11 protein-coding genes and 2 pseudogenes are annotated in these 13,189 nt (G+C 44.5%); 4 read left to right on the plus strand and 9 right to left on the minus strand.

Going from position 1 to position 13,189, the window contains the following annotated elements:
• Positions 1 to 79: 79 nt before the first annotated feature.
• Positions 80 to 262, plus strand: a pseudogene (locus M1G14_RS04140) (winged helix-turn-helix domain-containing protein); the annotation flags it as partial.
• Positions 247 to 1,323 (plus strand): sensor histidine kinase, encoded by a 1,077-nt coding sequence (locus M1G14_RS04145; protein ID WP_024055299.1) that lies wholly within the window; start codon positions 247 to 249, stop codon positions 1,321 to 1,323. The pseudogene M1G14_RS04140 and the gene M1G14_RS04145, both read left to right, overlap by 16 nt.
• Before the next feature lie 93 nt (positions 1,324 to 1,416).
• Here M1G14_RS04145 and M1G14_RS04150 read toward each other — a convergent pair whose 3' ends face one another.
• Complete coding sequence (locus tag M1G14_RS04150) at positions 1,417 to 2,364, minus strand: CPBP family intramembrane glutamic endopeptidase (protein WP_024055300.1); 948 nt, start codon at positions 2,362 to 2,364, stop codon at positions 1,417 to 1,419.
• Positions 2,365 to 2,626: 262 nt separating this feature from the next.
• Between M1G14_RS04150 and M1G14_RS04155 the strand changes: the two genes are divergently transcribed.
• The gene (locus M1G14_RS04155) at positions 2,627 to 4,810 is read left to right on the plus strand and encodes an amino acid ABC transporter substrate-binding protein/permease (RefSeq protein ID WP_049523402.1); all 2,184 of its coding nucleotides are present in this window, start codon (positions 2,627 to 2,629) and stop codon (positions 4,808 to 4,810) included.
• Positions 4,810 to 5,550 (plus strand): amino acid ABC transporter ATP-binding protein, encoded by a 741-nt coding sequence (locus M1G14_RS04160; protein ID WP_003007564.1) that lies wholly within the window; start codon positions 4,810 to 4,812, stop codon positions 5,548 to 5,550. Before M1G14_RS04155 ends, M1G14_RS04160 begins: the two co-directional genes overlap by 1 nt.
• A 347-nt stretch (positions 5,551 to 5,897) precedes the next feature.
• Here the strand turns inward: M1G14_RS04160 and M1G14_RS10975 are convergent, their stop codons facing one another.
• The 8 genes and pseudogenes from M1G14_RS10975 to M1G14_RS04200 all read right to left on the minus strand — a co-directional run bounded on the left by M1G14_RS10975 (position 5,898) and on the right by M1G14_RS04200 (position 13,161).
• Positions 5,898 to 7,193, minus strand: a complete 1,296-nt coding sequence (locus tag M1G14_RS10975; protein ID WP_247926318.1) for an ATP-binding cassette domain-containing protein — start codon at positions 7,191 to 7,193, stop codon at positions 5,898 to 5,900.
• Positions 7,194 to 7,232: 39 nt separating this feature from the next.
• Positions 7,233 to 8,534, minus strand: a complete 1,302-nt coding sequence (locus tag M1G14_RS10980; RefSeq protein ID WP_247926319.1) for a recombinase family protein — start codon at positions 8,532 to 8,534, stop codon at positions 7,233 to 7,235.
• 53 nt (positions 8,535 to 8,587) lie between these two features.
• Positions 8,588 to 8,779: a hypothetical protein gene (locus M1G14_RS04175; RefSeq protein WP_000503424.1), complete on the minus strand. Its 192-nt coding sequence runs from the start codon at positions 8,777 to 8,779 to the stop codon at positions 8,588 to 8,590.
• Positions 8,780 to 8,849: 70 nt separating this feature from the next.
• A complete protein-coding gene (locus tag M1G14_RS04180; RefSeq protein WP_000659121.1) occupies positions 8,850 to 9,080 on the minus strand; it encodes a YdbC family protein in 231 nt (76 codons plus the stop codon).
• A gap of 76 nt (positions 9,081 to 9,156) precedes the next feature.
• Positions 9,157 to 10,011, minus strand: a complete 855-nt coding sequence (locus M1G14_RS04185; RefSeq protein WP_000743701.1) for a ParB/RepB/Spo0J family partition protein — start codon at positions 10,009 to 10,011, stop codon at positions 9,157 to 9,159.
• Between the two features lie 7 nt (positions 10,012 to 10,018).
• Positions 10,019 to 10,984, minus strand: coding sequence for a MobV family relaxase (mobV, locus tag M1G14_RS04190; RefSeq protein ID WP_001145977.1), 966 nt, complete (start codon positions 10,982 to 10,984; stop codon positions 10,019 to 10,021).
• Positions 10,985 to 11,509: 525 nt separating this feature from the next.
• Positions 11,510 to 12,534, minus strand: a pseudogene (locus M1G14_RS04195) (AAA family ATPase).
• Between the two features lie 153 nt (positions 12,535 to 12,687).
• Positions 12,688 to 13,161 carry a sigma factor-like helix-turn-helix DNA-binding protein gene (locus M1G14_RS04200; RefSeq protein WP_000323521.1) on the minus strand — a complete coding sequence of 158 codons (474 nt, stop codon included), beginning with the start codon at positions 13,159 to 13,161 and terminating at the stop codon, positions 12,688 to 12,690.
• Positions 13,162 to 13,189 lie beyond the last annotated feature (28 nt).

Here is a 13,189-nt window from a genome sequence, read left to right on the forward strand (position 1 = left end):
ATGGGACTTTTTGTGTACACTCAAAAAGCTCTATAATCTCTACAGTGGTTTTTACCCACTACAGAAATTATAGAGCCCAAAAAATGAAAACCGAATATTTAGCATAGAAGAACTTTACAATTATCTTTATCCTATAGACTCTGATGCACAACTACGATCCATCACTGAATACATCTATCAAATTAGACAAAAATTTAAGATTCATCAAATTGATCCCATCAAAACCGTTTGGGGAGGAGGATACAAATGGAAAAAGAATTGACAATCAAGCAACTCATTAAGCGTACCTACCTTAAAATCATGTGGCAATTTCTTCTATGTCTGATACTTTTTTACATAGTTCCAGCTCTTCTATCTTCTGTATCTGGAATAAATGAGAATAATGCCAATCAATTTGCTTTATTTTTTAGCGTCAGTTCTTGGATTTATCTTTGCATCATTTTAATTTTTATTATTGTAATAAATATTAGACAATTATTGACCAAGATTCAAAAAGAAATGAACATGGTTTATCATAGTGGTCTATATTTCACAAAAAATGAACATCACCATTTGCAGATTAAAGAATTTATTGAAACAAATGAACTGATCGAAAAAATGCAATCTGATATAAAAAATAGAATTCAAAATGAAAAAGATCAAAAGAAAGAACTCATGTTTCAAGTATCTAGCGCTGCACATGATCTTCGTAGCCCTCTAACTGTTATCAGAGGAAATGCTGAATTCTTACAATCTACCAAACAAACACCTCAAGTAATGGAATGTCTAAAAGATCTTGAGCAAGCAAGTATTCAATTAAACGATTATTTTAACCACTTCATCCAATACTCCAAAACCTTTTACGACCATGATATTCAACTTGAAAACATATCAATTAAACAAGTAACTCATCAATTACAGGAACATATCTCACCTTTACTCCCCAGAAATACACATTTTATTTTTACAAACACAGTAACTCCATCAACACAAATTGCAATTCATTCCAATCTATTTTTCCGAGCAATCACAAATATCATTAATAATGCAATACAACATCAAAAAGAAAATGATGCACAAATCCAGCTAACAATTTCACAAGAAAATAGTCAATTAGTTCTAACTATATGGAATAACCAATCTAGTTTTTCAAAAAATATATTACAGAATGCTGGAAATCTTTTCTATAAAGATGACCAAGCAAGAACACCCTCTCAAGAAAGTCACTATGGACTTGGTTTATCTTTCGTAAAACGCGTCATGAAACTTCATAATGGAACGATGCATTTAGAAAATATTAATCATGGTGCCCAAGTCAAGCTAATTATTCCTATTATTATATAGAAAAAGCCGAACCCATCTATATGTGTTCGACTCAGAATGCAGACAAACGTCATTTTTGGTGTTTGTCTTTTTCTTATATGACTATCAGCCATTTCACACTTTTTCATGATCAACTTTTTCTCTTCTTTCCCCTAAGCGGTAAACCATCACGACGGATAATAGAAGAACCAGAGTTGTGATGATCGATCCTTCTGCTCCAAATTCCCCTCCGGTCAACCAGTCAGGTCCATCTCCCATGGTAAAACTAAAGATAGACGCATCTGCGCCTGTGCCACTGACTTGAAAACCAAGGAGATTTCCTTGTACATAGTTCCAAGTGCCGTGTTGGGCGACCACTAGCCAGATACTATCCGTATAGATAAAAAGCAGACCAGCCAGCACTCCATCGAGGATGATATTCAGAACGGATAAGAAGGTCACTCCTGCATTTCCCATATGCAGAATGCCAAAGAGACTACTAGAAATCGCGATCGCTAAAGGCAGATTAGTTCTTGCAGCAATCCGAGTCAGGAGCCAACCCCGCGTCGCTACTTCTTCAGTCCCTCCTTGAAGGAGCCAAAATGGGAATAAACCTAGAATAAAGAGAATAGGTTCTAAACTTAATTCATTCAGCTCAAAAGTCCCGATTCCGCCCACTTGGTAGACAAGGGCAATCACACCCATTTGAAGAAGGGAAATCAAGATTCCCCAACCTAGATACTTGAGCCAGTTCTTTTTTACAAAACCTAAAGTTGATAAGGAATTCTTCTCTATTACTTTCACCCAAAAAATAAAGAGTAAGAGAATAAATACAAAACTGAAGAGCTCATAATAGAGAATATAATGGTAGAAAAACTCTTGAATACTTGCAACCCCATTTCCTGGTGAGAAGAACTCGGTTAAATAACCTATTGCAATGGAAAATGGTCCCACCAATTCACTACTGAGCCATAGTCCCCCTTCTATAAAGAAGGAAGCTAAAAACACGTAGAATAGTGTAGAAACGAAAACTGACACTGAAGTTTTCGTTTTGATACCCTGAATGATCAACCCTTTCTTCATCTAGTAACCTCCATTTATCTGATAGGTCCATTGTAGCAAAGAAAATCCAGACCTGCAACACCACCTCATGTTAGAAAACCTGACATCAAAGGTTGATTTTTCTTGCTAAACTGATACTTTTCTGATATAATAGCTTTTATAGAAAAACATAAGATCATTCATACTCTATTTGGTATGAATGTTTTGTTTTTTCAGGCCATCCTTTGGTCAATGCACTCATGGGTCAAACACCCAAAGAGAAATGAAGAAAAAGGAGACAGAAATGAAGAAAAAATTACTAGCATGTTTGCTGTTCTTATTTCCATTCGTTGCATTCGCTGGTCATGCTCATGCTGAAACGATCAAGGTCGTTTTCGACACAGCATATGCACCGTTTGAATTTAAGGATTCAGATCAAACCTATAAAGGAATTGACGTAGAGATCTTGGACAAGGTCGCTGAAATCAATGGCTGGGATTTGGACAAATCCTTCCCAGGATTTGATGCAGCGGTCAATGCAGTTCAAGCTGGTCAAGCGGATGCCATCATGGCCGGAATGACCAAAACAACAGAACGTGAAAAAGTCTTCACCATGTCTGATACTTACTACGATACAAAAGTTGTCATCGCGACTACGAAAGCCGTTAAAATCACGAAGTACAGCCAATTAAAAGGGAAGACAGTCGGTGTTAAAAACGGAACTGCAGCCCAACGCTTCCTCGATAAAAACAAGGACAAGTACGGCTACAAGATCAAGACTTTTGATACCGGTGATCTCATGTACAACAGTTTATCAGCTGGTGCGGTCAATGCGGTGATGGATGACCAACCTGTTATTCAATACGCCATCCAAAAGGGTCAGGACCTAGCTATCAATATGGACGGGGAAGCAGTCGGTGGCTTTGCCTTTGGTGTTAAAAAAGGTGGAAATCATGAAAAGTTAATCACTGAATTTAACAAGGCTCTCGCTCAAATGAAAGCTGATGGAACACTTGATGAGATCATCAAGAAATGGACAGGTGAAAGCCAATCATCAAGTAACAGTGCCGTTCCAGAAACCACTACTCCTGCTGGTCAAAAAGCAACTCCTAAAAAATCAAAATATGTAATTTCAAGTGACTCATCTTTTGCACCATTTGTCTTCCAAAATGGAAAAAACAAATACACAGGGATCGATATGGACTTGATCAAGGCTATTGCCAAAGACCAAGGATTTACCATCGAGATTAATAATCCTGGATTTGACGCAGCGGTAAGTGATGTCCAATCCGGACATGCGCAAGGAATGATCGCAGGGATGACCGTAACAGATGCTCGGAAAGAAACATTTGATTTTTCTGAACCATACTACACGGCCGATTCTATTCTAGCCGTTCAAGAAAGCAGCAAGATTGATTCATATGATGACCTAAAAGGAAAGACAGTCGGTGTTAAAAACGGTACTTCCTCACAAAACTTCCTTGAAAAAAACCAAAAGAAATATGGTTACAAGATCAAAACGTTCTCTGATGGAGCTTCTATGTATGATAGTTTGAATTCTGGTTCTGTTGCAGCGATTATGGATGACGAACCTGTTATCAAATACGCTATTAAACAAGGACGTAAATTCAAAACACCTATCGAAGGGACTCCAAGTGGTCAACTAGCATTTGCCGTTAAGAAGGGTGAAAATCCTGAATTGATCGAAATGTTCAATAACGGTCTTGCGAACTTGAAGAAAAGCGGTCAATACCAAAAGATTCTCGATAAATACCTTAAAGCAGATAGCAAATCAAGTACTTCAAGTACAACGGCAGATGAAACAACGATCTGGGGCTTACTTCAAAACAACTACAAACAATTGTTAAGTGGTTTGGGTGTGACTCTTGCCCTTGCACTTCTCTCTTTCGCCATTGCTATGGTGATCGGTGTTATCTTTGGGATGTTTAGTGTTAGTCCTTATAAGTGGCTCCGCTGGACAGCAGAAATCTTTGTCGATGTTATTCGTGGGATCCCACTCATGATCCTTGCCGCCTTCATCTTCTGGGGAATTCCAAACTTGATTGAATCGGTCACAGGTCACCAATCCCCAATCAACGACTTTGTCGCAGGTACCATCGCCCTCTCCCTCAATGCTGCTGCTTATATCGCAGAAATTGTCCGTGGGGGGATCCAAGCTGTACCGATTGGACAGATGGAAGCCAGCCGAAGCCTTGGAATCTCTTATGGCAAGACCATGCGCAAGATCATCTTGCCACAAGCAACCAAACTCATGCTTCCAAACTTTGTGAACCAATTCGTCATTGCCCTGAAAGATACGACTATTGTGTCTGCAATCGGATTGGTAGAACTCTTCCAAACTGGTAAGATCATCATTGCTCGAAACTACCAAAGTTTCAAGATGTATGCTATCCTTGCCGTCTTCTACCTCGTGATTATCACCTTGCTAACACGATTTGCAAAAAAATTAGAAAAGAAGGTTAACTAATGGCTAAATTAAAAATTGATGTCCATGACCTCCACAAATACTACGGTGAAAATGAGGTCTTAAAAGGAATCTCAACAAAATTCTACGAAGGGGATGTGGTCTGTATTATCGGGCCGTCCGGTTCTGGTAAATCGACCTTCCTTCGTAGTCTTAATCTCCTCGAAGAAGTGACAAAAGGTCAAATTACCGTAAATGGATATGATCTAACCGATCCAAAAACCAATGTTGATTTGGTCCGTGAAAATATTGGGATGGTTTTCCAACACTTCAACCTCTTCCCTCACATGAGCGTCCTAGAAAACATTATGTTTGCGCCAGTAGAGCACAAACTAATGACCCGTGAAGAAGCTCAAAAAGTCGGAATGGAATTGTTGGAAAAAGTTGGACTCGCAGATAAAGCCGATGCCAATCCAAATAGTCTTTCCGGTGGTCAAAAACAACGTGTGGCCATTGCCCGTGGACTCGCCATGAATCCAGATATTATGCTCTTTGACGAACCGACTTCTGCCCTTGACCCTGAGATGGTTGGAGATGTATTGAACGTTATGAAAGAGTTGGCAGAGCAAGGCATGACCATGATCATCGTTACTCATGAAATGGGATTTGCCCGCCAAGTAGCCAACCGCGTCATCTTCACCGCAGACGGTGAATTCCTCGAAGACGGCAAACCAGACCAAATCTTCGACAACCCACAACATCCACGTTTAAAAGAATTCTTGGATAAGGTTCTAAACGTTTAAAAAGATAAAAACGAGTGGTTCCTAAAGCATCTAGCAATTTTGCTAGATGTTTTTTTAGACGAAAAAAGTATTTTCAAATCTGAAAATGCTTAGATTGAAGATAAAGACATATTAAAAACTTTCCTTAGGTGAGTACGGACGTCAGCGAACTTCTACGAAGTTCCATGACTTAGTTTTGAACCTAAAGTTTCAAAACTCCCGAGTGCCTGAAACTAAATTGTTTCAGGCACTTTTCTCACCGCGGAAAGTTTTAATGTTCTCTTAATTCGTTATACAAATTGGGTAGATATTTATTTCTTTGCAGAATCACTATACTTATTTTACATTAAAAATGGTTTGTTTACATTCTAACTAATCTGTTGCTGAGCTGTCTGCATCTTGTAGTACACACCTTGCGCTTCCATTAGCTCTTCATGAGTGCCATGCTCAACAATATCGCCATCCACCATGACAAGGATCATATCGGCATTTTGAATGGTCGATAAGCGGTGAGCAATGGTCAACCGCTGGCGTTGGCCACCTGAAAAATTTCGACCAAAGGCTTCTACCGGCTCATCCAGCTGTCCTTCTTTTTCACGCACAAAATCAGCCGCCTGAGCTGTTTCTAGTGCCCACCACAAATCATCCTCCGTCACACTTTCATCCATTCCTAGTAAGAGATTGGAGCGAATGGTTCCTCTAAAGAGCTCTGCCTTCTGTGGGACTACAGCTACCCACTCCCGCCACTCCTTAAGAGTTTTAGGAGAATGTCCTTGATGATAGAGGGCTAATTGGCCTTGACTAACGGCATATAAATGACTTAACAGCTGAACCAGAGTCGATTTCCCAGAACCAGTACCACCAATAATCCCCAACATCTGTCCATGATCCAGATCAAAGGAAATATTTTCTAGAGCTGGGCTTGAAGCCGTTGGATAAGTGAAAGAAACTTTCTCTGCGCTAATCGCTTCTTGCTCTCTTGCAGTTTCTTCCGGCAAAGCTTCTAGGAGGTCTTCTTCCTTCAAATCAAAAATCTCTTGGACACGCTTGGCTGAAATATAGCTGACATTTAAAGACGTGACCAGCATAGCCAGCTTGATCAATTCTGTTAAAATTTGTAATAAATAATTGACCAAAGCGACCAACATCAGTCGGTCATTTTTTGCGGACAGTTCAATACATGCCCTTCGGTTCCTCTCCCTACTCCTGCGTTTGCTCTCGTTTGATTTCTCCCTCTGTATCCTCTTAGCACAAGCGGGACAATACTTTGATATTCCAGAGCTGGGGACGTATTCAACACCGCACACCGTACAATTTTTAGGCTTTAACGCCGTCCACCGCTTTGTGGGTGTGATATGTAATTCACCGACAAAGCCGATGAATTTATAGTAAATCTTGATTTCCTGCCTTACTGTCCCGTCCGCAAGTTTCTCACGTTCCGAAACAAGTATCTTGTCTATGAGTGCGTTTATGATGGTTGCGTCCAACTCTTTCAGCCCCTGATAGTTGCGGATTAGGGATAGAAAGTCCCTCACGCCCTGCGATTTCTCATAGCTGTCATTGAGCGTTTCCGTTACCTCTTTCAGCCGTGGTTCAATTTCAAGCTGCTCTTTCTGGTATTTCCCCGACATCATCTCAAAATTCCGCTCCGTGATACGCTCCATTACCTTGTCCTCATAGAGAGAGGAAAACAGCCTGTCAAGCTACGCAAGGCGTTTGTTCAGCTTCTTCTTTTCTTTCTCTAATGATTTCGCCCTGCTCTGGTCTGTTTCCGTGAGCCGCCTTTCTATGGCTCTGACCGCCTTTTCATCATTGACCGCCATATCCGCAAAGCGGTTGATGTCGGCAAGGACGGCATTGAATAAGTCCCTCGCTTCAATGCTGTGTGCGGTACACATAACATTGCCATATCTGCCATAATTATTGCAGGTGTATTGTACGCAGTCGATGATGTCGGGGCGTTTCCTCCTGTTGGCACTCGCCGCCCGCATCGCATAGCCGCAGTCCGCACACTTGATAACGCCCGAAAAGATATTCTCAAATCCCCCTGCGTTCTGCTCCCGCCTGCGGCTCGTCATAAGCTGCTGTACGGTGTCAAATTCCTCCTGCGTGACTATCCCCTCATGGGTGTCTGGTATCACTTCCCATTCTTCGGGCAGCTTAGAGGGGCGTTTCTTGCTTTTCATGTTGGCTGCAATCCGCTTGTAGCCTGCAAGGTTGCCCGCATATATCGGGCTTCTTAAAATGCCCCTCACGCTGTTCTCGCTCCAAATATAACGGTTTTCCTCGTTATCCTCAAAGTACCGCTCATAGCCTGTTGCCCCTTGCTCCACCGCATAAGCGGCAGGGCGTAGGATATGCTGTTTGTTGATGTGCTTGCGGATTTTGGCGATGCCGTTGCCCGCTAACGCAAGGTCGAATATCTCCCTTACCACATGGGCAACTTTGTCATCTATCAGCAGATGGTTGTGGTCGGCAGGGTCTTTGACATAGCCATAAGGGGCTGTTGTTCCCATGAATTTCCCCTGCTGAAACCTCGCACGGTACGCCGATTTTATCTTGACTGACACATCGGCAGAATACATTTCGTTTAGGATGTTGCGGAAAGGCGTGATGTCCATAGCGGATTTGTTTAAGGTGTCCACGCCGTCATTGACCGCTATATACCTCACGTTATGCTCTGGGAAAAAGACTTCCAGATATAACCCACAATCAAGATAGTTCCTCCCCAGACGGGATAAATCTTTTGTAATCACGCAGTTTATCAGCCCGTTTTCAATGTCCTTAATCATATTCTGGAAACTTGGTCTTTGGAAATTTGTTCCAGAGTAGCCATCGTCAACATACGTTTTTGCTAAATGCCATCCCTGCCTTTTCACATAATCCGTGAGGATGGATTTTTGTGTCGCAATGCTCGCACTCTCGTTATCCGTGCCATCGTCCTTTGATAAGCGGCAGTAAATGCCGACTTCATAAATCTTGTTCTCCGTTCTTATTCCTGCCATACTGTAAAACCTCCATATCTGTCCTAACGTTTTCATGTTCCATTGCGTACATTCTAAGCGGACAGCCCCTCATTGTCGAAGGTGTCGCCCTCGGCAATCTTCTTCCGAATATCCTCGGAGATAATCGGGACAAACGCTTCTGCAACGGTCTGTGTGCCGATATATTCTCGACTGATAATCATTTGTACTTGCCCTTTTGGCACAATACGCTTTCTTCTTCCAGTTGTTTTCCTATCCTCGCCCATACTTAAATCTTCCTTTCCAGACAGGGCAGGAGAACGTCTGGAAACGCCCCGCCCTGTCAATCAGATACCATCAATCCCCGCTGTTTACTTCTTTCTGTAATGCTTCAAGGAGTGCCGCTGCTTCATCAGCGTTCAACGTGATACCCTTTCCGCACTTCTCACGGTTCGGGGAAAAGCTGCGGATGTCATATTTCGGCTCTCTCCCGTTCCATGAAATAAGATTGATTTCCTTTGTGTAGCCGCTGTCACTCGCAGACAATACGGCGATTTCCTTTACAATCTCATACTGGATTTCTTTCATTCCTTACCTCATTCTCCTTAAAATTCTGTCTTTCTTCTGTTCCAAATTCCTGCATTTACTTCCCGAAAAAAGAAGGTTAGCGGCTGTCCCTGCTCCGTTTTCTCTGCAACTCACGTTCCAGAAGTCGGATGATGGTTTCCTCCATCTGCTTCGGCGTTGTGTCCTTCGGAAAGTATTTTTTCAGTTTGCTTGTGTTGATTTTCAAGGTTTCTTTCTGGTTTCCCTTTTCCTCCGTCATAATGGAAAATATCATATCCATGTCAAGCTGCCCGCTCTGGCTCATGCTTTTCATCCGCTGTGCCTGTGAGAGTGAGGGCGTTGCTTCTTCGCTCTCCATCGTGGCAAAGAGATTTTCCTGCTCGTCTTTCTTCAAAAAGGACAGTTCCACCGCAGGTGTGAGGGCGATTTTCCCCTCGTCCACCATCTGCAAAATCGGCGGTATCAGTTCCGTCAGGCGGATAAAACGCTGGACGGTCATCCTGCCCACGCCGAAGCCCTGTGCCACTTTGTCGTCCGTCCGCAACTTCGTCACAACTTGTGACGAGGTTAAGTCTGTGCGGAAACCCTGCCGCTTCATGGCTTCGGATTTCATCCTGTAGGCAAACGCCCGCTCCGATGGCAGGATATTTTCACGCTGTAAATTACTGTCTACAAGGGTGATGATGGCTCGGTCACGGTCTAAGGGCAGGACAAATGCAGGCACGGTATTTATACCTGCAAGTTCGGACGCACGGACACGCCGCTGCCCCGCAATCACTTCATAACCGTTCCCGTCCTCTTTCGGGCGTGTGATTATCGGCGTGACAATGCCAAATTCCTTGATGCTTTCCGCTAACTCTGACAGCGTTTCATCCTCCACAACATGAAACGGATTGTCGGGAAACGGGTATAAATCTTTGGTCTTTAACACCTTAAAATCCTGTTTCTTCATTCACTTTTTACCTTTCTCTTGATTTGTTTCTGCCTGTTCTCTGTAATTCTTCCAACACTTCTGGCGGTATCTTTGAGAGCAGCCGCCCCATCTGCTCGTTGGTTCTCTGCAATTCAAATATCCTCTGGTTGGCTTTCTGCACCTTTAATTCCTGCTCGTACTTTTCATCACGCATACGCCCTGCATAGTCGGCTTCCTGCCCGATTTGCTCCTTTAAGCTGTCGATATACGCCTGCTGTCTGCCGATTTCCTTAGAGAATTTCTCCACTTCGGGCAGCCATGCGGCAACCAGTTCCAGAGCCTTGTCACGCTTTTTCCCTGCGTTAAAGGCGTTGATGTCGGACAGGGCAGACACGATTTCCCCATACTGCTTATCAAGCCTGCCGCCCAACTTATAGAGCCATGTGGGGACGTGTTTCCGCTTGGTTTCCATCGAAGATTGACCTCTCTCAAGCTGATTCCAACGTGAGGACATCCGCTCATGGTAGGCGGTCTGCCACTCCGACAGGCTCTTTTGATTGCCTAAAATTGTTTTGGCGGACAGCTTATTGTCTGGTGTAATCGGCACAAAGCAGAGGTGCATATGGGGCGTTCTCTCGTCCATGTGGACGACTGCGGAGAGGATATTCTGCTCCCCGACACGCTCCGAAATGAAATCCAGAGCCATCGTAAAATACGCTTTCTGTTCTTCGGGCGGTAACTGGTTCATAAATTCTGGTGAAGCCGTGATGAGCGTTTCCACCATCATCACGCTGTCTTTCCTTGTCCTGCACCCTGCTTCGGCTACCTTTCGGTTAATCTCTTTCTTATAGGTGTACTTTGGCGGTGCGACAAGATGATAGTTATTTTTAGAGCGTTCCATGTCGATATCTGGGTTGCTTTTGTAGGCTTCTTTCTTCCGCTCGTTGTGGCGTTCGCAAGCCGCAACGCCGCCCGCTTTGCGTTTCTGGAAACGCAGGATTGCATAGGGCATAATCCATCATCTTCCTTTCTTCGGCGGGTAACTGCCCTTTGGGTGACAGCGGTGACGGTGGTGACGGCAGTTTTGGGATGCCCCCTGCCGATTGCCGTAACTGTCACCCTTATCCCCTGCATGACGGTCATGACGATGGTGACGGTGTTTTTGGGATACTCCCTCGCAAGAGCTGTAACCGTCATGCCGCCGTTCTTTTATCCGAAGCCGCAAGGCGTAGGATAGCAGGGCGTAAGACCTGCCATAAGGGAGTCCAGAGGGAACGTCTGGCACACGGCTCTTTGCAGGGCAAAGTGTAGTGTGTTACACCCTGTAAACGCAGTCGGAAAAATCGGAGAGATTTTTCTGACCGCAGGGGTGATTTTACACGCCCGAAAAGGGCGGGTGAATCCCACGCCTGCATTTTGCGTTTGCGGGGTGTTCTCCCGTAGGGATGACAGCGGCAGGGTATCCTAAAATCACTGTCACTGCCGTCACCGCTGTCACCCGCAGGGCAGAGCCGCCAACTTTACATGGCTTTAAGCGTCAATGACAGTAACAGGGGGTATCCCAATATCGCTGTCACCGCCGTCACCGCTGTCACCCGCCCTCCTTGCAAGGGCAATCTGCCTGCCGTCTTTCCTGCGGCTGTACTGGTAGCAGATACGGTTCTCGCTTAAAAATGTGGTGTGATATTCATTCAGCCATTTCGTAATCACCGTGGGTATGGTTTCCGTTTCCCCCATAGCGGCTAACAGCTCCGTTGCCGTGCCTGCCCATTCTTCCTTATCCCTCATAAAATCCACCAACCGAAAAAGGACATCTGGTATCGTTTCTTTCGCAAGCTGCTCCTGCGTTTTCCTCTCCACAAGTTCCCAACTGCAATCACGGAAACGGAGCGTGTATTCCTGATAGGGCGTGTCCCTGCCCGTTACATACAGCTTGGCGGTGTCAGATGCCCGTTTCTCCTTTTCCAGAACAAAGGTAGCGTCCGCACTCCCCGTTAAGCCTGTCGTCCCAGACACCTTGTTGAACACATCGCTGTCATTCTGCTTTCGGATGTGGTGTACGACAATGACCGCCAGAGAGTGCCTGTCGGCAAAATCTTTGATTAGGGAGATGTCCCCATAGTCGCTTGCATAGGCGTTGTCTTTTGAAGCTGTACGGACTTTCTGCAAGGTATCAATGACAATGAGCCTGCTGTCTGGATAGTCTTTCAGATAATCCTCAAGCTGCACGATAAGACCGTCTGACAGCTTGCAGCTTGCCACGGCAAAATGAAGCCGCCCGCTCGCTTCGTCCGTCAAACGGAACAGCCTGTCCTGTATGCGGCAGAACGTGTCCTCAAGGCAGAGGTAAAGCACATCGCCCTCCATTGTCGTCATGTCCCATAAGGGGATTCCCTGCGACACGCATAAGCACAGCTTCAGCATGAGCCAGCTCTTGCCTATCTTCTGTGAGCCGCAGAACAGCGACAAGCCTGTGGGGATAAGGCTGTCCACCACAAAGGACGGCTTCTCAAGCGGCTCATAAAGGAGCGTTTCGGCGTTGACTGTCTGTAACTTCTGCATGGGTTTCCTCCTTTCGGGCAGTTATCTTGTTTTTGTTGCACATAGGCGTTGACCTCCTTAAAAATAGATTTACTCCCACGAAAAAAGTGAGAGTATGTAATACCGCCAATCCCACACAAATAAAAAACAGATTTCTTTTTCGGGCGGTGTCGGTCATGGTTGGAGATATTTCCTCATTTCCGCTTTTACTTTCTTCTTTGCAACAGCAACGGATTTCTGTATTGCAGAAGCGGTGCAATGCTCCATAGCGGCGATTTGGTAAAAATTGAACTCATACTCGTAGTAGAGCAGGAAACGTCGCCTTTGTATCTCTGGCAGTCTGTCAACCGCCTTACAGAGCAGTTCCGCCCGTTCTGCTTCAATCATTTGTTCCTCAATGCTCTTAGGCAGCTTTAACGCCCGCCTGTTCAGCGTTTCGTCCCATACTTCCGAAAACTCCCTGTGCCGCTCGTCCCATTGGAGAAGATTCCTGTTCCTGCGTTCCATCTGCCGAAATTCAAAGAATAACTGCTCGGATACTTCCAGTTCGTGGTGTTCCCCCTGCCCGTCCTTAAAACTGATAAAATACCTTATACCGCTTTCCGTGGATTCCTCCCGAAGCGTGTACGCCTTAGCTTTATATGCCATCCCGTTTTCCTCCTGCCAAAAATAAGCG

Source organism: Streptococcus parasanguinis (genome assembly GCF_023109675.1).
Classification (GTDB): domain Bacteria; phylum Bacillota; class Bacilli; order Lactobacillales; family Streptococcaceae; genus Streptococcus; species Streptococcus parasanguinis_I.